Annotated in this window: 21 protein-coding genes, 2 pseudogenes and 1 CRISPR repeat array; of the genes and pseudogenes, 6 read left to right on the top strand and 17 right to left on the bottom strand. The window is 65.5% G+C overall.

Going from position 1 to position 23,954, the window contains the following annotated elements:
• The 6 genes and pseudogenes from ACFYTS_RS34345 to ACFYTS_RS34320 form a co-directional block, all read right to left on the bottom strand.
• Window positions 1–493 (bottom strand): annotated as a pseudogene (locus tag ACFYTS_RS34345) (hypothetical protein); the annotation flags it as partial.
• Complete coding sequence (locus ACFYTS_RS34340) at window positions 490–798, bottom strand: transposase (RefSeq protein ID WP_387309455.1); 309 nt, start codon at window positions 796–798, stop codon at window positions 490–492. The pseudogene ACFYTS_RS34345 and the gene ACFYTS_RS34340, both read right to left, overlap by 4 nt.
• 220 nt (window positions 799–1,018) lie before the next feature.
• Window positions 1,019–4,306 (bottom strand): protein kinase, encoded by a 3,288-nt coding sequence (locus tag ACFYTS_RS34335; protein ID WP_387309454.1) that lies wholly within the window; start codon window positions 4,304–4,306, stop codon window positions 1,019–1,021.
• 867 nt (window positions 4,307–5,173) lie between these two features.
• Window positions 5,174–6,544: a S1 family peptidase gene (locus ACFYTS_RS34330; RefSeq protein WP_387309453.1), complete on the bottom strand. Its 1,371-nt coding sequence runs from the start codon at window positions 6,542–6,544 to the stop codon at window positions 5,174–5,176.
• Window positions 6,545–7,416: 872 nt separating this feature from the next.
• Complete coding sequence (locus ACFYTS_RS34325) at window positions 7,417–7,587, bottom strand: hypothetical protein (RefSeq protein WP_387309452.1); 171 nt, start codon at window positions 7,585–7,587, stop codon at window positions 7,417–7,419.
• A gap of 177 nt (window positions 7,588–7,764) precedes the next feature.
• Complete coding sequence (locus ACFYTS_RS34320; protein ID WP_387309451.1) at window positions 7,765–7,965, bottom strand: hypothetical protein; 201 nt, start codon at window positions 7,963–7,965, stop codon at window positions 7,765–7,767.
• A 1,028-nt stretch (window positions 7,966–8,993) separates the two neighbouring features.
• Here ACFYTS_RS34320 and ACFYTS_RS34315 point away from each other — a divergent pair.
• The gene (locus ACFYTS_RS34315; protein ID WP_387309450.1) at window positions 8,994–9,917 is read left to right on the top strand and encodes a helix-turn-helix domain-containing protein; all 924 of its coding nucleotides are present in this window, start codon (window positions 8,994–8,996) and stop codon (window positions 9,915–9,917) included.
• Between the two features lies 1 nt (window position 9,918).
• Window positions 9,919–10,452, top strand: a complete 534-nt coding sequence (locus ACFYTS_RS34310; RefSeq protein WP_387309449.1) for a dihydrofolate reductase family protein — start codon at window positions 9,919–9,921, stop codon at window positions 10,450–10,452.
• 159 nt (window positions 10,453–10,611) lie between these two features.
• Here the strand turns inward: ACFYTS_RS34310 and ACFYTS_RS34305 are convergent, their stop codons facing one another.
• Together ACFYTS_RS34305 and ACFYTS_RS34300 are read right to left on the bottom strand one after the other, a co-directional pair.
• Complete coding sequence (locus ACFYTS_RS34305; RefSeq protein WP_387309448.1) at window positions 10,612–10,833, bottom strand: hypothetical protein; 222 nt, start codon at window positions 10,831–10,833, stop codon at window positions 10,612–10,614.
• Window positions 10,834–11,077: 244 nt separating this feature from the next.
• Entirely contained in the window at window positions 11,078–11,335 is a 258-nt protein-coding gene (locus tag ACFYTS_RS34300) for a hypothetical protein (protein ID WP_387309447.1), read from the bottom strand.
• Between the two features lie 429 nt (window positions 11,336–11,764).
• Here ACFYTS_RS34300 and ACFYTS_RS34295 point away from each other — a divergent pair, with 429 nt between their 5' ends.
• Window positions 11,765–12,106 carry a hypothetical protein gene (locus ACFYTS_RS34295; RefSeq protein ID WP_387309446.1) on the top strand — a complete coding sequence of 114 codons (342 nt, stop codon included), beginning with the start codon at window positions 11,765–11,767 and terminating at the stop codon, window positions 12,104–12,106.
• On the opposite strand, the gene ACFYTS_RS34290 is transcribed toward ACFYTS_RS34295, so the two are convergent.
• The 8 genes from ACFYTS_RS34290 to ACFYTS_RS34255 form a co-directional block, all read right to left on the bottom strand.
• Entirely contained in the window at window positions 12,081–12,434 is a 354-nt protein-coding gene (locus ACFYTS_RS34290; RefSeq protein WP_387309445.1) for a hypothetical protein, read from the bottom strand. The genes ACFYTS_RS34295 and ACFYTS_RS34290 overlap by 26 nt on opposite strands.
• Window positions 12,431–12,832 carry a MerR family transcriptional regulator gene (locus ACFYTS_RS34285; protein WP_387309444.1) on the bottom strand — a complete coding sequence of 134 codons (402 nt, stop codon included), beginning with the start codon at window positions 12,830–12,832 and terminating at the stop codon, window positions 12,431–12,433. The genes ACFYTS_RS34290 and ACFYTS_RS34285 overlap by 4 nt, the downstream gene beginning before the upstream one ends.
• A 534-nt stretch (window positions 12,833–13,366) precedes the next feature.
• Window positions 13,367–14,050 (bottom strand): hypothetical protein, encoded by a 684-nt coding sequence (locus ACFYTS_RS34280; RefSeq protein WP_387309443.1) that lies wholly within the window; start codon window positions 14,048–14,050, stop codon window positions 13,367–13,369.
• A 709-nt stretch (window positions 14,051–14,759) separates the two neighbouring features.
• Entirely contained in the window at window positions 14,760–14,951 is a 192-nt protein-coding gene (locus ACFYTS_RS34275; protein WP_387309442.1) for a hypothetical protein, read from the bottom strand.
• Window positions 14,952–16,022: 1,071 nt separating this feature from the next.
• A complete protein-coding gene (locus tag ACFYTS_RS34270; RefSeq protein WP_387309441.1) occupies window positions 16,023–16,562 on the bottom strand; it encodes a helix-turn-helix domain-containing protein in 540 nt (179 codons plus the stop codon).
• A gap of 215 nt (window positions 16,563–16,777) precedes the next feature.
• Window positions 16,778–17,014: a hypothetical protein gene (locus tag ACFYTS_RS34265; protein WP_387309440.1), complete on the bottom strand. Its 237-nt coding sequence runs from the start codon at window positions 17,012–17,014 to the stop codon at window positions 16,778–16,780.
• A 45-nt stretch (window positions 17,015–17,059) separates the two neighbouring features.
• Window positions 17,060–17,996: a CRISPR direct-repeat array (repeat unit 24 nt; unit sequence TCATCCCCGCACGCGCGGGGAGCA).
• A gap of 333 nt (window positions 17,997–18,329) precedes the next feature.
• The gene (locus ACFYTS_RS34260) at window positions 18,330–18,722 is read right to left on the bottom strand and encodes a tyrosine-type recombinase/integrase (RefSeq protein WP_387309439.1); all 393 of its coding nucleotides are present in this window, start codon (window positions 18,720–18,722) and stop codon (window positions 18,330–18,332) included.
• A 590-nt stretch (window positions 18,723–19,312) separates the two neighbouring features.
• Window positions 19,313–19,696 carry a hypothetical protein gene (locus ACFYTS_RS34255; RefSeq protein ID WP_357278052.1) on the bottom strand — a complete coding sequence of 128 codons (384 nt, stop codon included), beginning with the start codon at window positions 19,694–19,696 and terminating at the stop codon, window positions 19,313–19,315.
• Window positions 19,697–20,370: 674 nt separating this feature from the next.
• Here ACFYTS_RS34255 and ACFYTS_RS34250 point away from each other — a divergent pair.
• A complete protein-coding gene (locus ACFYTS_RS34250) occupies window positions 20,371–20,742 on the top strand; it encodes a tyrosine-type recombinase/integrase (RefSeq protein WP_387309460.1) in 372 nt (123 codons plus the stop codon).
• A gap of 232 nt (window positions 20,743–20,974) precedes the next feature.
• Here ACFYTS_RS34250 and ACFYTS_RS34245 read toward each other — a convergent pair.
• Window positions 20,975–21,478, bottom strand: a pseudogene (locus ACFYTS_RS34245) (phosphotransferase); the annotation flags it as partial.
• Between the two features lie 738 nt (window positions 21,479–22,216).
• Between ACFYTS_RS34245 and ACFYTS_RS34240 the strand changes: the two are divergent.
• Both ACFYTS_RS34240 and ACFYTS_RS34235 read left to right on the top strand, forming a co-directional pair.
• Window positions 22,217–23,128 (top strand): TolB family protein, encoded by a 912-nt coding sequence (locus tag ACFYTS_RS34240; protein ID WP_387309438.1) that lies wholly within the window; start codon window positions 22,217–22,219, stop codon window positions 23,126–23,128.
• A gap of 415 nt (window positions 23,129–23,543) precedes the next feature.
• Window positions 23,544–23,924 carry a hypothetical protein gene (locus ACFYTS_RS34235; RefSeq protein WP_387309437.1) on the top strand — a complete coding sequence of 127 codons (381 nt, stop codon included), beginning with the start codon at window positions 23,544–23,546 and terminating at the stop codon, window positions 23,922–23,924.
• Window positions 23,925–23,954: the final 30 nt, after the last annotated feature.

The raw sequence follows: 23,954 nt of genomic DNA, 5'->3' as shown, positions 1-23,954 counted from the left end.
AAGTCTCTGGGCTGGGACACGCCCGCCGAGCGTCTGACTGCTTTACTGGAAGCCTCGTAACCACGCGCGTTGCGACGACTGCTGGAATCCAAGCGGTGTGATGTTCGGTGATATCGCTGAGCCACAAACGATTTGGTGCATCGCTGCTGAAGTTCCGCTGCACCAGATCGTCATGAACCGGCGGCCCGGGTTTGCCGTTCTTACCGCGCCGGGGCTTGCCGAACACGCTCCACCATCGATTGGTCGAACAGATTCGCCACGCGGTCCGCTCGGCCATGAACTCGCCGGCTTCGCGGGCCTCGTCGGCGAGAAACCGGTAGCCGAATTCGGGGTCGTCGCGGTGGGCATCGAACAACGCGTCGGCCCGATACGCCTCGGCGAGTTCGCCGGCTGTGACCGGATCGGCCAGCCACCGGTAGTAGGGCTGGCGAGCGAGCTGCAGCACCCGGCACGTCACCGCCACGGGAATCCCTTCGGCAGCAAGCTCTTTCACGAGCGGGTAGAGCCTTTTCCCGGTATCTGCGCCTGCGACAGATACGCCGCGGCGCGCCGCAGGACCTCGTTTTCCTGCTCGAGCAAACGGATCCGACGGCGGGCATCGCGCAGCTCGGCGGACTCGCTGCGCGTGGTTGCGGGCTTGTTCTCGTCGTCGACATCGGCCTGGCGCATCCATTTCGACAACGTCATCGGATGAACCCCGAAATCGGCCGCGACCTGCTCCAGCGTGACCCCCTCCTCACGGTTGCGGGCGACCCTGACGACGTCGTCGCGGAACTCTTTCGGATACGGCTTGGGCACTGCGACATCCTCTCAGGCCCGCCTCTCGGCAAGCCATCTCGGTTGACACCTATCCCTGCAGCAGCCCCCTATTTTTGTACCTATTTTTGCCGAGCGGCCACTTCGTCGGCGCACACGCGGCAACTGGTCATTCCACGAATCGCCGTACAGGGTCCGCTCTCAGGGGATCGTCCGCGGTGTGAAGCTGTTCACCACGAAGCTGATACCTCCGAGCATTCGACTACTCGGCCGTGTCATGGGTCTGGGCTGCGGCCCACGCCGCGATCTGCGCGCGCGAGGTGAAGCCGAGTTTGGTGAGGATATGTTGGATATGCCCCTGCACGGTCCGCGGCGAAACGACCATGCGATCGGCGATTGCCTTGCTGGTGAGGCCTTCGGCGACGAGGTCGGCGACCTGGCGTTCGCGCGCGGTGAGGCTCTCGAGCGAATGATCGGCCGACGCGGTGGCTCGGGGGCGCTCGCCGAGTGCGAAAGCGACTGCGGCGTCGAGACTCATCGAGGCGCCCTCTCGTCGGGCCGCCTCGAATGCGCGTGCACCGAGTGCTCGGCGGCTGCGCTGCTCGCATTCGTCACGAAATGGGAGCAGTGTGCGAAGAACGGTGGAGCTGCCGACCAGTCGTCCCAAGGCATCCGCCGTGCCCAAGAGGACAGCCGCACGCTGAGCATCGAGCTGCTCGGCGGCGATCCAGGCCAGCGTCGCGAGGCAGCCTGTGGCGACGAGCGGGTCGGCGGCCATGTGAGCCAATCGAATTCCATCCGTGAGCGCGCGTGTGGCACGGTCGGGCTGACCGCCGCGCCACGCGGCGAATCCCGCTGTCCACTGTGCATGCGACCGATAGATCGTTTCACCGGCGGATTCGGTGAGGTCGAGTGCCTTCTCCAGGCAGTCGAGGGCTCCTAAGGTATCGCCAAGTAGTGCGTAGGTCCATCCCAGCGAGATCCGAGCGTCCAGCTGCATTTTGAGGTCACCGCAGAGCGTGTAGGTGCGCAGGGCGCATTCCAGATCGGCAACCGTCCGGGACGGATCACCTTCGCCACCGGTGAGCACATAATTTGCCTGGGTGTGCGTGAGCAGCGCCGGAACCATCGGGTCGGTTGTCTGCTCGGTCAGGTCGGTCAGTTCCGTTACGTGGTCGGCAGCAGTCTGCAGGTCATCCTGAAGGGCCGCCATCAAGCTGGCGGCGAAGAGCGCCTTGGCCCGATCCACCGTCCGGCCTGCGGATGGGCGGGCGAGAACCCGTTCGTACCACCTGCGACCCTCGCTGATCCGGCCTCGCAACATCCAGAACACGTACAGGGCGGTGACGATCCGCAGCCCGCTGTCCTCGGACTCGGTGAGGCTGAACTCCAGTGCCTTCGAAATGTTCGGTAGCTCGCGCTCGAGCCGTTCGACCCAGTCCAGCTGGTGCGGCCCTATCCAGTCGACATCGGCCGCCTGCACCAGTTGCTCGCACCATTCCAGATGCTGCCGGCGCAGAAGCGGATACTCCCCGGACTCCTCGGCCTTCTCCTGACCGAATTCGCGGACCGTCTCGAGCATCTGGAACCGCACCGAGCCGGCCACTTCCTTCCGGATGAGGATCGATTTGTCCACCAGGCCCGACAACGCATCGTGAAAATCCGGCTCGGTTATGTCGGCGGAACACACTTTCAGGACCGCGTCGAGTTCGAATCCGCCGGTGAACACCGACAATCGACCCCACAGTCGCTGTTCGTCCGGTGAGCACAGGTCATAGCTCCAGTCCATGCAGTACTGCATCGTCTGCTGCCGCCTGGGTGCGCTGCGGCTGCCCCGAGTGAGGAGAGCGTAGCGGTCGTTCAGCCGGGTCAGGATCTGTTCGATGGACATCGTCCGCATGCGCGCCGCGGCCAGTTCTATCGCCAGCGGCAGGCCGTCCAGCCGTGCACAGACCCTGGCGGCGTGCAACCTGTTGTCGTCGCTCATCTCGAACTCGGGCACCACCGCGGCTGCCCGTTCCGCGAAGAGTGTCACCGCGTCGTAGCGCGCCACCGTCCGCAACGATGGATTGGCGGCCCGATCGGGTATATCCAGCGGCGCCAGCGGATATGCCACCTCCCCCTCGATATCGAGGGCCTCACGACTGGTGGCCAGGATCCGCACGTCCGGGCAGTCTCGCAGAAGCGATGCGGCGAGCTGTGCGACCGCCTCGACCATATGTTCGCAGTTGTCCAAGACCAGGAGCAGATCAAAGGGGGCCAGTAACTCGATCACCGTGTCGAGTGTCGATCCACCGCCGTGGTCGGACAGACCGAAGATGGCAGCCATGACGTTCGGCAGCGATTCCTTGTCACGCAGGTCGCCCAACTCGATCAGCCAGGTCCCATTCTCGAATTTCCGCTGCAGGTTGTGAGCGACTCGTAAGGCGAGCCGTGACTTGCCTACGCCGCCGATCCCGGTCAGCGTCACCAGATGCGAGCTGGACAACAGGTTCCTGACTTCGGACTGCGGGGTCTTCCGATCGACGAAGCTGGTCAGCTCCAAGGGGAGATTTCCCGTCCCCGCCCGCAAGCCCTCGCCTCGGAAATGTGTAGCTGTGTGTGGCACCGCATCTTCTGAAGTGGTGGCAGGTTCCTGTGCTACATCGAACTCAACAGGCAGCGCCATCTCGTCGACCGAAAAACCGTGGTCTCGCTGTATCTGCCGCAGCTGCTCACCCAACTCTGCAGCCGTGGGGCGGTCGTGCGGGTCATGAGCCATCGCCGCCTCGATGGTCGCGCTCACGTCCTCGGGGATGCCGGATACACGTAGGTCCGGGATCGGGTGGGTGGTGATCCGCACGAATTGGGTCACCATTTGTTCGCCGCTGCGGCGTTCGAATACGGCGTGCCCGGCGGTGAGTGCAGAAAACAATGTGGCGCCCAGCCCGTACACATCCGCGGCGGGAGTCTGGGCCCCGCCCTCGAGAACTTCGGGTGCGGTGAAGGCGGGCGAGCCGGTGATCGCGCCGGACGTCGTCTCGTATCCGCCAGCGAAGTGGGCGATCCCGAAGTCCGTCAGCGCCGGCTCGCCGTAATCGGTCAGCAGGATGTTGGCCGGTTTGACATCACGATGCAGAACACCCATCCGATGGGCCGTCTCCAGCGCCCCCGCAGTCTTCACTCCGAGATGGAGGACCTCGGTGATAGGGAGGGGACCGCCTCGCCGGATGCGTGCATCTAGCGAGCCGCGGGAGTAATAGGGCATCACCAGGTACGGACGCCCGGTTGCGGTCTCCCCGATCTCGAGCATGCTGGCGATATTCGGATGTCCAGTGAGTCGGCCCATCGCGCGTTGCTCGCGCAGGAAACGCTTCCGATTCTCCGGAAGTTCGCCGGTGAGAACCTTGACTGCCACCATGCGGCCAGCGGCGATCTGACTGCACCGGTACACCACACCGAACCCACCCCGGCCGATCTCCTCGGCGTCCTCGAATCCGGCCGCGCTCAATTCCGTGATGACGTCGACACCGACATCACGCTGAGTCTCGGGTGGGTCACTGTCACTCATCTGTTGCTTCGCAACCGCGGCATGTCAGTCAGAATATCCCCCGCTGATAATGACGAATCTTATTGCCGACGGGAGCGTGACCTCGGAGTGTCTCGCAGTGCTGGCCGATCAGTCGGCGGGTAGATGTCGAATCTCGTTGCGGGTGAGGGCGATCAGGTCATCGGCTGCTGGTTCGGTGGGGTGTTGGTCGGTGGCGAGGACGGTGAGGAGGGCGTGGGCGAGCATGGCCAGCAGCGTCCAGCGGCGCCCCGCTGCGATGGCGCTGGCCAGCAGCGCGGGACACTTATGGGGTGAACTGAGCGCGCAAAGATGCGGTGGGGCGGCTCGCTGGTCTGGGGATCGGCCTCGCATGGCTGGCGGTGGCTTCTTCACCGTGGTCATCGCGATCGGGTATGCAATCAGTTTCGTATGGGCACGATGTCCACGCCGCGCGTGCCGCATGCTCCCGAATCTGCCTTCCCGTCGTGGACCTGGACCCGCGCGCAAAACCGGACCCTGTCCGCGCCCGGCCGGTGTCGCTTGGGGTACACCCCAGCACCGCACTCCGACCTGCGCCGAAAAGTGTGACTCGCAGCGGTAGATGGCGGTGTTGTCCCACCCTCAGGTGGCGCTGACGCCCGGAACCGGGTGCACCGCAGAACATCCGCTACTGCCGATGATGTGATCAGTGGTGTGGTTCGCCGATGATCGGGAAGCGCGCCGGCCGCTTCGCTTGCTGGGCTTCTGGTCAAGAAGCTCTCGTCGGATGCGATGGCCGCGAACCCCACCGCAGACATCGCCCGGCGCGGCGACAGCTTTCGCTGAACACAGTTGATGGGGTGGCATCGCTGTGCGGTGCCACCCCATCAACTCACTTCAGGACACAACCTATTTGGTGCGAACCTTGAGGCCGGGGTTGTCCGCGAGGATCGAGTTGATCGGCGCCCCCCACATCTTCGGGGAGCTGCCGCATTCATAGTCGGAGATGCCGACCGCGATGCCCAGCGCCTTGTTACCGGTCATGATGGGTCCACCGCTGTCACCCTGCATCCCGCACATGTTCGTGGCGAAGGCGTCCTTCGTGATGGCTTTGCCGGTGTTGATGTACTGGTTGACGCCGGTGACGACGCCGCAGCTGAAGCTGGTGGTCGCGCCGGAATGGCACACCGGTGCCCCGACCACGGGGGCCGCGGTGCCGGTGATCGGCAACGGGTCTCCGCCGTAGGTAGTGATGAAGTTGTTCTTGAAACGCCCGGCGGCGTCGTCGTTGATCCGGATCACCGCGTAGTCGTCGTTGCCGTTGACGACCGACTTATCGAAGGAGCCGACGAGATTGCGGCCGTCGGTCGAACTGACCCTCACGTCCGTGCCGCTGCCACTCGGGTCGGGCTTCTGGTCACAGTGTCCGGCACTGATGTTCAGCACATTGCCGTCACGGTCGGTCGCATTGAAACCGAAGGAGCAGTACCGTCCACTCGCCCCGTCGCCGATGTTGTAACGGTCACCACCAAGTACGGCGTCAGCGGCCGGCGGCTTGATCGGCGGCGTCGTCGTGGGCGGCGTCGTGGTCGGCGGCGGCGTCGTGGTCGGCGGCTTGGTCGTCGTCGGCGGGGTCGTGGTCGGCGGGGTCGTCGGCGGCGTCGTGGTCGGCGGGGTCGTGGTCGGTGGCTTGGTGGTCGGTGGTGTCGTGGTGGGCGAGGTCGGGTCGGACGAGCCGAATGCCGGCCCCAGCACCGTGCGCACGAACTGCAGGAAGTCGGGCAGCTGCAGCCCCTGTGCCTCGTCGACGTTCTGGACCTGCAACGCGATGTCGTTGTTGACCGGGTCGATAACAGCACCGTTGACCAGGCGGGACATCGCCGCGGGCAGCTGCTGGATCCAGCTGTTCGCCTGGCCGAGCTGGTCGAGCAGCGTGCGCTCGCTGCGCGGCTGGTCCTTCACCTGGTAGCCGGCGGCCTCGACAGCGGTGCGGGCGGCGGCCTTGTCCGGTCCGTCGGCCAGACCGATCAGCGGCGTGCCGGCCGTATCGATCCAGGCGCCCGCGAAGGACACAGGGAAGGTTTCGCGGATCGAGTCGGCGAACGTCACCAGCTTCTGCCCGGCCTCCGCCCTGTCGAGGTACTGAGTCGGGGTGAGCCCGAGATCGCGCTGGATCGCGGCCACCAGGTCCGCGGGCAGCACGGGTGCCGGTGCGGCGGGCTCCGCGTGGAGCAGGGACGCGCCGGGCGCGATCAGAAGCAGCGCCGTGGAACCGATCATCGCGGCACGACGGGCATGAATACTACGCATCAGGGTCTTTCGGATCGAGATATGAGGACATGACCAGGGCATCAGGGATCGCGACGCAAGGCGGGAAGGCGATTTCCCTCGCGCCGTTCAGAGTTGCATTCGACTGCGAGCCCTTGCGCTTACGCCGATAAATGCAGAAACCCACGAAACACACGAGAATTCGTTGTTTCGGGATTGTTCACAATAAGGTCTTTGCAGTTGCCGCGACCTATAACTTCCACAGCTCAGCGGGGTAGTGCCGACCTGGGGAGTGTCAAGTCGGAACCACCCCGCGGCCGCGGTCAGTTTGCCTTGTGCGTACCGGACGAGCCGGTGCTCAACAGCTTCTTCAGCTCCGCGACAAGGACATCCAGTCCAAGATTGCCCAGGGAACCCATTTCCGTCTCCTTCGGTCAGGTGTTGATTGCGAGCGGGAGGCACACTCACGTCGGAGACATTAGCCAGGACCGGATTCCAAGAGAAATCATATTTTCGGATCCACCCACAACCATCGATTGTTGTTCTTTACAGTGACATTCGGCCGATGCTCGGCGCGGCGAGCGGTCTGGTGACACGCACGATCGCGGCTACACGTCAGGCGAGAAAACGGTTGACACTCCCGTGTCGACTGCGGCCTCCGCATCAGGTGCGAGATTGATTCGTCCGGCCCAGCAAGGGGCCGATGATCCGCAGGATCACCGCCGCCCTCGCCGCCTGAGACGAACAGCCACCCAGTCCGATCGCAACGAAGGCCCGCAGAGCGCTTCTGTGGGCCTTTCGCGTGTTCGGAAAACGATGCCGAACCCCAAACACCGCGCCGGATCCTGCCGCGTTTCCAGAAGCCGCGGTGTTCGGAAACCCGTTCATCCGCCAGCGGAATCGACATCGGTTGATGAACGCGTCATCTGAGCACTCAGCGACAGTTGGCCGATCCGAGTCAGACCAAGCAGGCTCGGGGTGTTGTGCCAGGCTTGGAAGTTCTCCGCCCCGGAGATGTCGATGAACTCGTCGTAGCGTCCGAGCCCGGCCGTCATCTCCGATGCGAAACACTGCTCAGCAGCCCTGCCCCGAAACTCACGAAAAACGCACCGGCACAACGGTAACTGTGACCGCCGACAAGTTCTGTGAGATGCTCTAGAGCCCCCCCCGGGGCAAGGATTGATGCGTACGCCTCAATCGGCGGGGTTGAGGAATACGCTTCAATCCCGCACTCACGCGAATAGCATGAGCTGACAACCGTCCAGCTCGCGTTCTACGCCGTCCGCGAGCGTCGCCACCCCGCTCGGGCAGCCGGTCAAGGTCTCGATCAGCCAGCGGCCGAGGTGCTCTGTGTAGACGGGCGGGATAGCTTCGGCGAGCTCGGCACGGTCGTCGGTCCAGTCGATACCCATCGCGGTCTGCCACTGCGCCACACTGCCTTTCCCTCCCCGTTGCCGTACACGGCCACATACGGGCCGTCGTAGTGGCGACCGTGCCGGTACCCGGCGACCCGCCCGCGGTGCGGGACGTGGTCGGGCTGGGGCATCGACCACCCGGACAATTCGAAGTAGCGGTGGCGAATCACGCCGAGCCCGAACACTTCCCCACACAAAGTGACGTCGCGGCGCAGCTTCGCGCCCTGGACGTTCTCGATGACCGTCGGTATCCCCATCTGCGCCAACGCTTCCCGAGTGTCGGGGATCAGCTGCGGATACTCGCGCCCCTTGGTTGGTGCCGGCGGTGAGAGTGCACGATGCCTGACACGGTGGGCTGGCATGGATGGCGTCGAACTCGTGGCCGTGAGCGGCGAGGAATTCCAGCGCGTCCCCCCGGTGAAACTCGAACGGGTATCGAGGCTGCCCGACGAGATCCACTCCGACAACCTCGAATCCGGCATCGTGGTAGCCCTTCGCGGCACCGCCGGCGCAGCAGAACAAGTCCAACAACCGCAGGCAAAGGCCCGGCGGAATCGGCGAACGATGGCAGGAATGGTGATGTCCTCCGGTGCCCGGTCGAACCGCAGTCCGCGCCAGGACGGATGGCGCAGGCCCGTGGCAGTACAACCTGAACCGGACGTGACGCCTCCTCGGCGGTACCTGTTGCGCCAGGTACCCAACCACCCCACAGAACGCGACAAAACCGGCGTCATTCTCTGGGATTCCGGGATGTCAGCGAACCCGGTCCGGCACGGCGAACTGCTTCTCCGTGCCGGACTCGGGCAGTCCAAGCCCACGAACGCCTTCAGCAGGTGCTCAGGACGCGCGCCAGGCGTCATGCTCGGCCTGGGTGACCCACAAGCCCGCAGCGGGATTTCACTGCGCCCGATCGGCGGCCAGGTCCCCGATTCGCACCGAAAGGGGTGCGCTGAGCGGTACGGCCTGAACCCGTACGCCGAGGTGGAGTCGGAGGCTGAGCAAGATCGGTCAAGCGGGTTTCGGGGCCGCGTTGGCAGACTCGTCGTGTGGCCAAGACCGGACGAGATCGACTACGCGAACTGCTCGACGCGGTGCTGGACGAGAACAACACCACGCTCGGTGCGATGGCGGCTGATGCCTTCGTTTCGCCGTTCCATTTCACCCGGCAGTTCTCGCGTGGTACCGGCGAGCCGCCGGTGGCGCTGAAGCGGCGGGTGCTGCTGGAGCGGGCGGTGTGGGAGCTGTCGACGGGTAAGTCGGTGACCGACGTTGCGTTCGCGGCCGGGTACGACTCGGTGGAGGGTTTCAGCCGCGCGTTCAGCGCCGCGTTCGGGCATCCGCCGAGCCTGACTCCCGCGGACGAGCGCCGACGGTGGTTGCCCACGAGCAATGGCATCCACTTTCACCCGCCCATGTCGCTGTGGGTGACGAGCGCGCCGAAAGAACAGGCCGTGCTGGATCCCACGACCCTGCTGATCCATCACGATATCGAGGACACCCGCGAACTCTTCGGCATGGCAGCGCAACTCGACGAATCGCAGTACCGGCAGGTGCGAATTCCGGGCCTGCTGGTGGAATCGTTCCGGGGGCCCGAGGAATCCATTGCCACCGTGCTCGCCCATCTCATCGAGTCGAAGGAGGTGTGGCTGGCCGCGATCGACGGCGAGGATATCCCGACGGCCGCCGACGACGCCCTCCCGGAATTGGTGAAACGCCACGAGCGCGTAGCGGTTCGGTGGCTGGATACCATCCGCGATCTCACCCAGCGTGGCGGCTGGGACGACACCCTGATCGATGCACTGTGCGAGCCGCCGCAGAGCTTCGTCATCGGCAGCGTGATCGCCCACATCCTCAGCTACTCCACCCACCGCAGGTATCTCGTACGGCATTGGCTGCGAACCGAGTTATCCATCGCCGGAACCGAAATCGGAGACGGCGATCCCATCGAATGGCTACACCAGAGAGGATGACATGACCTTCAAGACCGTCTACCACACCGCTACCAGCTTGGACGGATTCCTGGCGACCCCCGACCACAACCTGGATTGGCTGCTGTCTCGGCAGGTCGACTGGGACGGCCCGCTGGGACTGAACCGGTTCGCGGCTGGTGCGGGCGCGATCGCCATGGGCGCCAGCACCTATCAATGGATCAATGAGAATTCCACCGAGCCCTGGCCTTACAACATGCCGACCTGGGTGTTCACCCATCGCGAGTTCCCGGCCTTCGACGACGGCCGCGACGTCCGGTTGACCTCGAAGCCGGTGGAGGTCGCGCACAAGGAGATGGCCGTGGCCGCTGATGGCAAAGACCTCTGGCTGATGGGCGGCGGCGAGTTGGTCGGCCAATTCGCCGATCAGGGGCTGCTGGACGAAATCATCGTCTCCATCGCCCCCGTCACGCTGGGCGCGGGCGCACCCCTGCTTCCCCGCCGTCTCGAACTGAAGGCCACGGAAGTCGCCCACAACGGCGAATTCGCCTGCGTGCGTTACTCGGTCGCGCGCTGACGCCCTACCACGCCGACCGCGCACCCGATGAAAACAGACGTGCTCACTGCCGCGGAGCTCGTCGACGTCGAGTCGATCGCCATCTCGCTATCGTCCCCCATCCATCAAATCGACAGCCGGTTCCCGCCGCCTGCGGTCAGGAGGGGTGTCGCAGCGGCGCTACGAGATATCGCCTCCTCCGGCGGTACAACCGGTAGGCGAGAGCATGCACGACAGGAAGGCGATGACGTCCCACGGGAACCTGGCCGACCCGCTGGAAGAGCCGGTCTGCGCGACCGGGACGGCTGGAGCGTCGACGGCGGACAGCGGCGCGGCCACCGCCTGTCCGGCTCCAACGGCCAGCGCCGTGGCAATGCCAACTGCCGCAAGGAGAGTGCGCATGCAGGAGAACCCTTCGATCGAGCGCGGGGCCGAACCACTCGGCCCCACCGCCAGACGAGTTAATCACTTCCATTTCAAAACATCTGGCGGATTCCGCGCACCCGAGAGCCCCGAATTCCATGGGATTGGACCGGGTCCTCGAAGTGGTCGGCCTGGCCGTGGCGTTCGACATCTGCGAGTAGCCGCAGCGTTCGGAAAACGATCGTCTTCCGAGTGCGAACACCCACCTGCGAGGCGGAGCACTTCAGCCGGTGATGGGGTTTCCTGACAGATTTCGGCCAAGTAGGCGAGGTGGGGCTGGGGTGGTCATCGGCACTCGGCCTGTGGGCTCGGCGAGCCGGTGCCGGCCACCGGCCGAGGGTGGCGCCAGTGCGGCGGGGAGCACAACGGTGGGTGTGTCCAGCAGAGCGTGCAGACGGGCGAGGAAGACGTCGATGCTGCCGTAGCGCGCGAGGACCTGCGCGAGCAGTTCGTGCGCGGTCGATCCCATCAGATCGGTCATGTCCACCCCATGAAGGTTCACCGACCGTCGGGCCGGTTCTGACCGGCATTCTGCACGACAATCTCGATCACTTAGCTAATTTCGAGATGTCGGTGACCACCCGTGCCTGGACACTCCCGATTCGTGCCACCAACGCGGCATTCGGGCCGCTCCAGCCCAGGATCTCGATACGGTGCGGTGCGGGTGAGTCGATCGTGGAGCGCGGCGGGAATCCAGGCACGGTTATCGCGCCGCATTCTCACGTCGGACCACCCCGGCCGGGGTCAACCGTGGACGACTCCGGAATCGATGCCCCGCTCCGCCCACTCCGAGCGGCGCATCGTGCTCGGGCCGGGTGGATCAGCCCGCAGGGCTCCTCCCTATCCACCCGGCCTGAGCAGCAAGGGGATCGTCACGGCGGAAATGGTCGCTCGAAGGGGAAGTGCTCGCGTGAAGGTGTTCATCAGCGGCCGGGTCAGCCGCTGCGGTAGTGAGGCCTACGTTGTCATCGGTGCACCCCGGCCGGTCGCCGGGTGCGCCCGCGGTGAGCAGGTCTGCCGCGTCGAAATCCGCTGGGCGGGCACCGTTGTGCGGCTGCACCCGCGGCCGGGGTCCGTGCGGGCGGCGCTGGACAACGCGCTGGGTGAGGTCACCGAGCATCTGGGCATCGACCTGCCGGGCCTGCTCGCTCACGTCGCGATCGGGCCCGCGGTCGCCGGGGCGTGCGTCGGCGCGCCACGAACTCAACGCCTCGACCGCGGGATCGTCACCCCGGACCGGCGGGCAGCATGAGCCAGTGTCGGCCGCGCTGGTCGGTTCGCTGTTGTTGGTCAGGCCCAATGCGGCCCGTAGCGCCGACACGGTGGAGCGCCTTCGAGGCCGTGCTCGGTGCGGTACAGCCGACACGACAGCTCGGTGTCGCACCAGGCACGGCGAACGGATCGCTGCCGTCGATCAGCAGGGTCGGTGATCCCGTCATTCCGCCGGCGGCGGCTTGCTCCTGGTCGGTCACCACGCGGTGAGTGATCTCGACGGTGGTTCCGTCGAGGGCCTGGTGGATGCGGTCCTCGAGCACGGCGACGTTCGGGCAGTCGGGGACCTGGAGGATCTCCAGCTTCACGGGTGTTCTCCTTCGTGGAGCGAGGTCAGGATCGGGCAGCTGCGCTGGGCGCGGGGACGCTCGCAGGTGGAGATCAGCTCGGTCAGTGACCGCTGCATGCGTTGCAGATCCGCGATCCGGTCGGCCAGCTGCGTCACCCGCTCCGGGGCGAGGGTTCGCGCCGAGTCGCAGTCGTCGGGTCCGCCCGCGGCGAGATGGAGCAGTTCCTCGATCTCGTCGAGGCTGAACCCGAGGTCTTGGGCGCGTTTGACGAATCGCACGGTCGTGACCGCGTCGTCGGGATAGCTGCGATACCCCGACGGCGACCGGGGAGGCGGTGTCAGCAAGCCGCGACGCTCGTAGTAGCGCAGCGTCTGCGCGTTCACACCCGCCAGCGCGGCCAGCTCACCGGATCGCATACCCCATTCTCAACCCTGTACCCAGGTACAAGGTCAAGGGTTCATCGGCACGAACATCGGTGTGGTCTCAGGCATTACAGTGCCTTGCTCACCGGCCGAGCTGGACCTTCACGAAGCAGTGGCCGATTCTGTGGAGCTGCTTGCCAAGTGCAGAGAAGTGCACTGCGCCCACGCATAGAGCAGGCCCGGCACGGTCCGAGACAGGTCGAGCGCAGCGGCCTTGATACGCAGCGACACCGCGTCCCGACGGAACGGCCCGCTCGTGGGGACCGCGACGCTGAGGTCGACGAGCACCGGGTTCTCTGGGGGTCTCGGAGAGCTGATGCCTGGATCTAAGAATATTGCTGCAGCTCAGCGGCTTTCGTGAACACTGTGGCAGATCACCACATGTGTTGTGGAAGAACTGGCGTCGGTCGTGTCGATGGTCGCGGCTGCGGCAGAGAACGAACCCGACCGGTTTGGCGTGCCACTTGGTTACGTGCCAGCCGATTCTGGTGTCGGCTACGGGTGGTCGGTTCCGCTGACAGCGACCGATTACATTGCGCTGACGGCTGCTCCTTCGACGTTTTGCTGGAGCACGACCAACATCCTCGCCTGCATAATCCAGATGACGAGAGGGGAGAACCAGGCGGCGACGAGGCCGAGCCACCGCGGGCGGAAGGTTTCGTAACCGCCGATGACCAGACGCGTGCGGTGATCGGGCAACTCGTTCAACAGGAAGCCCCAGAGCCCTTCGGTGTAGGCCGCTGGACGTGGCTGTTGTGGATCAAGGACGCGGCCTCGCAGGTCGCTAAGTCCGTGCAGTCCCAAGAACCGGTTCGGCTCGAGCATCGCGACCTGCCAGGCGTCCACCAGGCCGCGCCGACGGGTCCGGTACTTCACATATTCGCCCAGCCGGCGCTCTTGCCACTCCTGGTGGACGTCTCGGGCGCTCGGACGCCCGGCGTTGTCGAGGTGGTCCCAGGAGTACCAGCCCCCGCGGTCCCCGCCCAGCTGGATCAGCCACGGCCACACCTGATCCGGTGATGCGGCGATCGTGACGGCCATCGTCGCTCCCCGTCTGCCGTCGGGGATCAGGTCAGCACCGGGATACGGTCCGGCGACTTCCTCGTCGGTTGCTCCCCAGCGCATCAGACGGGGACGCACCTGGGTTGCGTAGACCGCTGCCAGCGTGGCGACTGCCCCGGCCACACCTGTCAGCGTGCGTGTCTTTGCCATAGCCCAAGCATGGAAAGAGCCTGCGTTATCGGGCAAGGGACCAACGTCCCTGGTCGGCACGCTGTTCGTCGCTGCAACACGGAGCCACAGAGCCACACGCCCGAGAGAACCGTCGCAATACCCCACCGGGGTGTCTGCGCCATCGGCGAGCGCGGCACCGCGATCGTTGCCGATGCTCGCGACCTCTACGCCGCGGACCGGGCCACGACCGAGCGCGCGGGATAGGTCGGCACGTCAGGACCACGCCCGGCGTCGTCACCGTCGCCGGCCAGGCGGGGAACCGAATACCTGCCAGCTCCAGCGCTCTCGGGGCCGATACGCCTGCCCGCACCCATCCTTCGGACACCGCAATCAGGACATGCGTGCAGGCACATCGTCGGCGGTCATACCGAACACCCTGCTCTCAGAGCCGTGGGCCAGAGGCGCACTGGGCGGCTGGATGGGACGGATCTTGGGGACGCATAAGCCTGGGACACCGGCAGCTGACCAGGCACTACTTTTCGGCGATTCCGGAACCGCGGGTAGCGGTCCATCTTCGGTGAGGGGAAGCCGGCCAAGGGCCCCGCTGTAGCGGCGAGGCGCCCGGCCGGCCGACCGGAGTTCTCAGTAGGCGGCTGACACGCTGCCCGAGGGTGAAGTCATGCTCGCCGACCACGCCAGTACCTTGGCAGCTCCTTCCCAAACCATGCAGAGACGTCAGCTCGTTGTCTCAGATGCAGAAGACCACACTGCCCAGGGGGAAGCAGATAGCAATTGAGCCATCGACGGGCGTAACCGCGGTCGATGCCGAACTCGCGGTTACCGTTGCAGTGGAGCTGGCCGAGGCTGCTGGAGCTGCGATAGCACCCAGCGGCAAGGCAAGAGCGGTTGCGGCCACGAACTTGATCATTTTGCTGGACATATTCGTTCCTCGATATCGAGTGACTGGTCTGATGCGCGTCCAGTACAGCCGGGCAACCTGGGATGATTGCCGCAGGGCCGCCGCGCTGATGATCGAGTGGCGAAGTCTGTGGCAGCAGACAGGTTTGGCTGCTGTCGCCTCGACGCTCTCGGAAGCGGCCCATGACGCGCTTCGTTCGTTCCCGACCCCGACCCAGTTTCATGGTCCTGCATGGCGAGCGACAGCCACGCGGCGATATTGCCGAACCAGCCCCTGTGTGGGAAGGTCCGGCGCCAGGCCCTGTCACAACCGCGCTGACCTGGCGGCTCCGGTACCGGCGTTTCGGACCGAAGCGACGTCCTTTTCGCGGTGTTGAGCAAGGACGCTTTTCCAGGCTAACCGCGATCGGCCAGAATCCGGTAGGGGCTAAAAGTCTTCATTCGGATGGCGGCCGGCTGCGCCTGCTCAACGGCCCAGACCGATCAGTGCCCGCCCCGATCATGAAGACGGCGGGAGGTCGTGGGGAGGCCGGCCAGCCGGTCAGGATTATCAGCAGGCGGCTACCACGACTGCCCGAGTGTAAAGTCATCCGGCTTCTTCGGGGTGAGCCATGTGCCCGCCGGTGCCCGGACGGATTCCGATTCGCAAAGACCTTGCGCCGCCCGGTCGCGTTCAGCTCGCGCAGCATCGCGACCGCGATCAGCAGCTCGGGTGGTGAGGTAGTCCTCGGGTGAGCAGTGTCGGTGTGTACCGGTAGACGCCAGTTTTCGGGTTCGACATGCGCCGTCGGGCGTGGGACCGCTCGACGGTGCCCCCGGCAGGTGGGCGGGGTTCCGGGCCGGGAGCGAAAGCGCTTGCGCGACTGGAGGCTCAAATCCAGCGACTCGATGACGCGGTCCGCGGGGTTCCCGACGACGCTCACCGCCAGGAGCTCTCCCTGCGCAGCCGCGAGGCCAACGCACTGCTGAAAATGGCACGCTGGGAATTCGAACATCCGACGATCACCAGCCCCCGGCCCTCGACCCCCGAAGCGCCCGAGATCGTCCCCGAAGCCCCTGAGATCGAGTGGGATTGGACAGAGGGTTTCGGCCGCTAAAGCTCGCCCTTCCGGCGGGACGGCAGCAGCTCGTCATACACGGCGACGTCGGGTATCGGGCGGTCCTCCCCGGCAGCGAGGTGGCTTGGGCCACCCTGGGTCAGCTCGGGCACGTACTTGTACAGCGTGGAGCGGGAGACGCCCAGGAGCCGGGCGATGCAGGACACCGACTCGTCAGGGCGGGCGAGCATCGCACGGGCCTGGCGGATCTGCTCGGCGTTCATGGCCGGCGGGCGGCCCAGGCGTTGCCCGCGGGCCCGCGCGGCGGCCAGGCCTCGTTGGTGCCCTCGCACGATCAGCTCGCGGATGAATTCCGCGAGCGCGGCGAACACGTGGAAGACAAGGCGCCCGCCGGGGGTGGTGGTGTCGAGGGCTTCGTGCAGGGACTGGAATCCGATGCCGCGCTTGCGACCCTCTCGTTGTGGTCCAGCACGAGTAGTTCCCCGTGCTCGACGTGATACCGCGTACGCAACGCTCCCCCTTGTGGTCCCGACTCCCGACGCGCCCAGCCCTCCCAACGCACCGTTCCATGCCAAGCCCTCCCCTTGTGGTCCCCTCCCTTGTGGTCTCTCCCCCTTGTGGTCCTTGATCTTTCTTCTCTCTTCCTTGATCCCTCTGCTCTCAACTGTTTGGTGGTGGTTTGTCTGCTGCCCGATCCGCACTATCTTCAGCGAAGCGGGAGATAGTGCGGATCGGGCAGCAGACGGACCACCACCAAACACACAGGTCACAGCGATTTCGTATCGCACTTTCATCGCAACGCTTGTGTGCATTCATTGCGCATCCAGTGTGCATTCATTCCGAAACCAGTGCGCATTGAAATCGGCTGCCGCGCAACATAAGACATATGCGTGAAGATCGCTGCAACACCTGCAACCGGCTGATCGACGTGCTCCTCGCCCATGTGGATCGCCTGAGATTTCCACACAACCAGAGCACGAGCGATGACTCGCTGGATTTCGACCCTGCGGTGGATCCCCGCACGCACGGGGAGCGCAACTTCCTCATGCGCAGCCGGCACGGTTCGCCGGGCTCATTCCCACGCACGCGGGGCGCACGACGTCGAGATCGACACGAACACGAACAACCCGGGCTCATCCCCGCACGCGCGGGGAGCACTGCCGCGGTGAAAGCCCAGACCTCCACCGGCGGGGCTCATCCCCGCACGCGCGGGGAGCACGAGGATCCGACGCCGATGATGGCCTGCGCGTTGGGCTCATCCCCGCACGCGCGGGGAGCACTCATCGGCGCCGACGATCGGCAGGTGCAGATCGGGCTCATCCCCGCACGCGCGGGGAGCACCTGCCCACTTCTCGTGATAGTGGAAGCCTTTAGGGCTCATCCCCGCACGCGCGGGGAGCACTACCCGCTCTAGGCGGTCCAAACGGCCGCGTAGGGCTCATCCCCGCACGCGCGGGGAGCACACCTGTGGTCGAACCAGGTGTGCGACATCGAGGGGCTCATCCCCGCACGCGCGGGGAGCACCGTGGCTCAATGTATTTGGCCACTGGGACTGCGGGCTCATCCCCGCACGCGCGGGGAGCACTTCATCGGCACCGTGTTCTCCAAGCCGCTGCTGGGCTCATCCCCGCACGCGCGGGGAGCACAAGATCGGTGTCCGCCAGGACATCACCGTGAAGGGCTCATCCCCGCATGCGCGGGGATGAGCCCCTCGTGCTGCGAGCCTCGCTATCGGGCTCGGTGCTCCCCGCATGCGCGGGGATGAGCCCCCGCTGCCCCTGCGCACGGCATCCGGCGGCCTGTGCTCCCCGCATGCGCGGGGATGAGCCCCACCGAACCATCACTGAACTGGCAATATGTAAGTGCTCCCCGCATGCGCGGGGATGAGCCCTGCCGCAACGGCTGGCTCACCCCGGCCGACAGGTGCTCCCCGCATGCGCGGGGATGAGCCCGGGAGGAAAGCAACCTGGAGGGTCACCTCTGAGTGCTCCCCGCGTGCGCGGGGATGAGCCCCCTGAGCTCGTGGCTCCGGCAACCGCTCACCACACCGCCGATGGCGCTGACACTGGCGCGCACTAAGAGCCAGCCACAGCACCACCCACATGAGGTACATCACGAGGTAGACCCAAGCCTGGACACCTCCTTGGGGCCGATCTGGGGCCACACGTTGTTCACGACTATGGACGATCAGCACATCCGGCAGCAGAGGATCGCCGCTTTACTGCTTGTGACGTGCGCAAACGCGTCCCGACGATAGCTGGGGGTCAAGTGGTCGCAGGTTCAAATCCTGTCAGCCCGACCAAGAAAAATCCCCTCCGACTTCGGTCGGAGGGGATTTTCCGTTATTCGATCACCCGCAGATTTGGGGCCACTCGGTTCGGCACGCGGATAGTCCGGTCCCAGGCCAGTAGCTCGGGTATCTGGGGACCCCCGTGCGCCAGGTAGCGTGCCAACAGCTCGCCGTCGCCCTGCAGAGCCCTGATGTTCGGATGCAGATATCGCTGGGTTATCCGAGGATCGGTGTGCCCGGCGATTCGTTGAAGCCGATGCAGCGGCACTCCGGCATCCGCGAACCAGGTCAGCCCGGTGTTCTTCAGATCGTGCCGCCGGAGATGCTCGAACCCCAACCGCGCCACCACATCATCCCAATGTGTGGCATCGCGCAGCCTCGGCGTCGACGCCTCCACCCTGCGTCGGTGGCGGCGCGGCCAGCCATTGGAGGGACCGGGTTTCATCCAGATCTCCGAACGCGTTGCGAAATACCCCGAGCACGATCTCGAGGTGTATCTAGCCGCCCGCCATATCGTTCCGTCCACGGAGTAGCCGGTCTCACCGTGAGGGGTGAGGCGAAATGACTGATGCAGTACCGATACCGATCGGGATCAAACTCACCACCGATATCGAAACCCTGCACCGCGTCGGCGCCGGCAACCCTTTCCGTGCTCGCATCCGCTGGCCTGATCCGCATACCCACGCACGGCTGTCGAAATCGGAAGTGTTCGAAACCGAAGCCCAGAATTGGATCGACAGGCTCAAACGGCTCGCCGCACGCGATATCGACCCAGTGCTCGCGTGCACGAGCCTGCAGCAGTACGGGACCGACAACATGGACCTCGCACTGGCCGGACTCGAAGGAAAAACCAAGGATCCCTACCTGTCCGGCTGGCGCAAACGCGTCGTACCGACATTGGGGCACCTGCCGCCACCGATCATCACCAGCGGCATGATCGACCGCGCTGTCGTGCAATGGATCGTTCGGGCACGGTTCCCGCTCCCCGCACCCGTCGGGGAGCGGGAACCGATCAGAGTCCTAGCGCGCTCGGAGCTACGCGCTACCGGTACCCGCGCAGTTGCCCGGCTTCGCGGGCACGCTCGTCGTACCGTCCGCGAGCGGCACCACGTTGACGACAATGGTCTTTCGGCTGCCCTCGTAGGTGGCGGTGAGAGTGTGCTCACCGACAACACTCGGGGTCCAGTTCACGGACGCGAGACTCGAGTACGACGGCTTGGCCGAACCGACACAGGCTCCGTTGTCCTCGAACACCACACCGCCGGGAACGAAAGGCAACATCGCCACCGATCCCATGGCGCCGCCGGTAGCCGTCGCGCTCAAAGCGTAGGTTCCGCCGACGAAGAGGGTTCCGTTGCTGAACCCGATTCCCAGGTCGATCACCTCGGCCGCCGAGGCCGGCGCGGCACTCAAAGCCACAGCCGCACCTGATGCCACCAAACACTGTGCGCCCCAGGCAATTCTACGGCCCAGCATGCTTCCTCCACTCACGTAGCCACTCCATCCTTCACCCGGAAACCCCGGTCAACGAACACTATCGTTCGCAAGTGACTCGGTGATACCGCCGCTGCGCCCTGAGTTAAGGGGGCACGCACACCGAACCGACAACCGCAAGATCAAAGGTCGACGTGTTCGTCAACGTCACCTCTACCAGCGCGCAGACCCCGCAGGGCACCACGACCACCGCCACCTACACCATCACCGAACCCGGCGTCTCATCGGCCGCGACGCCACCGGAAACCCAGCCCACCGGGACTGCGGCGCAAGCAAAGACAACGCGGCACCCAACTCCGACCCGACCTACCCGTTTGCTGCGCAAACGGTACGCCCCCTCGATTCGCTCGACATCACACCAAGGCAGACACGAACCAGAGCCTCCGATTCGCACCGGAAAATGCACTCGGGAATCACCCCACGCCGCAGATTCGATTGCATCGATTCCGCCCCGGTTCTGTGGACCAATCCTGGACCAGCGCCCCCGATTTCAACGATCCTCGTGGACCGAGTGCGGACCACCCGATCTACCCACACCACCCGCAGCCAGCGGGTATGCTCGATGCGCACGCCAGAACAACGAGTATTGCGTGCACCGAATGTTCGCCGGCCCGCGCGGTGGGCGGATCCAGGTCACCGTGTTACGGCGCGCAACACGCTGGGATGAAGTGGTCGCCACGTTGGGCTACGAACACCTGCGGAGGCACAGCCTGCGGCATACGGGCCTCACATGGTTCGCCGACGCCGGGGTGCCTGTCCATCGACTCCAACAGATCGCAGGCCACACCGACCCGCGAATCACCCAGCGGTATCTACACCCAGATATGAAGGCCCTCCAGAATGACGGCAACCTGCTGTCGATCCACCTCCGAGCGCCGAATCGGTCCCCAGCTCCGATTGGTCAAATAATAGAAAATCCCCTCCGACCGAAGTCGGAGGGGATTTTTCTTGGTCGGGCTGACAGAATTTGAACCTGCGACCACTTGACCCCCAGTCAAATGTTGGTACCCGATAAGGAAATAGCCGGGCATCGGGTTTCTTGCCGGTGGCCGCAATCCGGCTCTCCACCAAAGGACGAAGCTGCTCGATGATCGGAACCGACCGGGCGCGTTTACCTTTCGTCCCCTTGTCCTGGAGCCCGCGGTCCAGGGCGGGGTCGGCGGGTCCCGCTCCCCCGACATCGATCACCCCGGCCAGGCGACCATGCGACGCCAGCACGTTACCGGCAATCAAGTCGCCGTGATTCATGACGTCGGCTGCCGTGCCGCGTGGCAGTTCCCGCATCGCCTCCCAGATCCGGCGCACCGCGACGTCGAGAAGATGCTCGCTGCGCTGCAAACAGGTCTGCATCCATGCGTCGTGGGAGCACAACTGGCCGCCGCGTCCTTGGCCGTTGAATGTCTACCCGTGCGTGTCGATCTCGCGGACACCGCTGATGAACTCGGCCAAATCGTGTGCGAACGCGACGGACTGGCCGGGGTCCTCGTCGGTGGCCGCGGTTCCGGGTATCCAGGTGTGCACCGACCAGGGCCGCGGGTAGCCTGCCCCGGGCTCGCCCACTGCCACCGGTTCGGGTGTGCGGAACCGGGTGCTGCCCAGCAGCTGCCGGGCAACTGCCGCCTCGGCGTGCAGTTGTCGCCGGGTCGAGTCGATGTCTGCGGGCTGCAGCGGGAACCGCGCCGCCAACTGGTCACCGATGCGGTACATGGCGTTCACGGTGCCTGTCATGGTGGCCCCGCTGATCGATAGACCACGCCATGAGGGGAATTGTTCATCCACCAGTTCGCGCACCGCTTCGAGCGAGACGGCCAGTGGGGTCGGCGTGCATGTCCATATCGTGCAGCGTCGCGCAGTCCGATCCCGCTGAGCAAACCGATTTCAACTCGAGTCAGGGACCAGGGGCGCGATGTCGGAGCGGGGTCGGGTCGCCGGCGATCGCGCGACTGCCCCAGTTCGTTGCTGCCGGACGGGGGCAGGGTTCTCGGCGATTCCGGCACTGACGGTGGCCGACAATTCCACGCCTGGCGGATCTCGGCCAGGGTGCGCAGTTCGCCGGGGGTGTAGGGACGCCGCGGCGGGCGCGGGGGCGGGAACGGAAACGTCCGCGCCAGCCGGTCCCGCGCCGACGATCAGCTTCCGCTGCTGCGTGGCGATCTCCTCGGCCTCGATCTGAGCCTGCTGCGCGGGCACGATCAGCGCGACCTGGCCCGCCAACTCGTGCTGCCCGTCGAGGGTGCGCCGCGTGTGCGGTCCGCCCTCGGCGCGATCGATGAATCGGGTCTGGAGCCTCCATGTGCGTGCTGTATCTGGACGTTCAGCAGCATCCGCAGCCCCCGAGAAGCTGGGGGCATGGCACCTGGGTCGTTTGCGTCTAACGTTCGTTGCGGCACAGCCACAATGAGGTGGTTCGGTGGTGTGCGCGGAACTGCGGATAGATCGGATGAGATGGTCGAGGCACTGGGTCGGAAGCGGTGGATCGTGGTGGGCGCCGTTGTCGTGACGGGGTTCGTGGGCGGGTGTGCCACGGAATCCACGGGGCGGGTGGAGGATTCGGCGCCGACGGTGCGGGGTGCCGCCGGGGTGCCGGGGCCGCTGAAGATCGCGTTTGCGGATGGCTGGCAGTCAGTGTTCGTGATGAATCCGGACGGTAGTGGGGTCACTCGCATTGCCACGGGCTCGGACCCGAGTTTCGCACTGGATGGTTCGAGGATCGTCGTGGCTGGCGCCGGGATCTCCACGATGGATCCGGATGGCGGCAATATCACGAGAGTCGCGGACGGCGGATACGGCCCGACGTTCGCGCCCGACGGGCACACCATCGCTTTCGCCCGCGGCGGCGCCATCTACCTGGTGGACAGTACCGGCGAAAATCTTCGGCGACTCACCGATATCCCGGACCCTGCCACGGTGGGCCCCGATCTGGTGTCGGCCAACTCCCCCTCGTTTGCGCGCGATGGTTCGGCGATCGTTTTCGTCAGGGCGGGGATCATTTGGCTCATGGCGGGCGACGGCACCGGCCAGCGGGAACTGCTGCGGGACCAGTTCTACAACTCCGGTCCGAAATTTGCCGCCGACGGCGCTGACATCGTATTCACCAGCAATCGAGGTGGCAGGGACCAGTCCGAGATCTACACGATGAAACGCGACGGCACCGATATCCGGGCCCTCACCACCGATGGGGTCGGCGGCCTGTCCCTCTCGCCTGATGGCAGGAGAATCCTCTACACACGTATGAGCCGGACCCAGTCGAACGCCGAAGTCTGGGAGATGAATGTGGACGGCAGCAACCCGCACCGTCTCACCGATCCGAACCTAGTGGCGCAATCTCCCAGCATGGGAGGAATCGGTCCTTCGTGATCGCCGGGTCAGCTCAACGTTCGTCCGGATAGATAGCCCCACTCCAGATCGATGTCCGCCGCGGGCGCGATCCCGCGGATGGCCGCGGTGAAATCTCGCTCGAACACCGGCCCCCACTCCCCGAATCCCCGGATGATGATCGGCCCCTGCTCGCTGCACACCTTGACCCGCGGCGGGTTGTGGAAGGCGCCGACATCCCTCCACCTTCGGGACCGTGACTCGCGGCGGCACCGCCCCCGCACCCGCGCCGGCCCCGTCGAGCGGTGGCGGCTGCTGTGGGGGCGGCTGTAGCAGCTGAGCCGGCGGCCAGCGGGACGCGGCGGGCATTATATATGGGCCAATGCTATGTCTTCTAGAGTTCGGCGAAACCGCGTAGACTTCCAGCAGGTCGGGACAGCATTTCTGGAGCCCTATCATGACCGAGAGAAAGAGTTCACGCACAAGGTTCACCCGGCTGGCGGCTGCCGCCGGTATAGCCGCACTCGCCGCGATTCCGGTCGCCGCAGCCGCGGCAAAAGCGCCTACCGCGCAAGCAACCACGCCAACGTCTGTAACCCAGCAAGTCGACAGCCCTGGTTGGGGCGGCGGCCACGGCTGGGGAAACGGCCCCGGCTGGGGCGGCGGCCACGGTTGGGGCGGCGGCCACGGTTGGGGCGGCGGCCACGGCTGGGGAAACGGCCCCGGCTGGGGCGATGGCGGCTGGGGTTGGGGTGGCGGCGGCTGGGGTTGGGGTGGCGGCAACGGCTGGGGATGGAATCCCGGCTGGTGGCTACCCGGTGGCTGGGGCAGCTTCTAGCGCTGGTGATCGAGCCCGGACACGCACAGC

Origin of the sequence: Nocardia sp. NPDC004151 (assembly GCF_042874235.1) — a bacterium.
Lineage (GTDB): Bacteria > Actinomycetota > Actinomycetes > Mycobacteriales > Mycobacteriaceae > Nocardia.
Note: the sequence above shows the minus strand (reverse complement) of the source record. Positions and strands in the feature narration are given on the sequence as shown.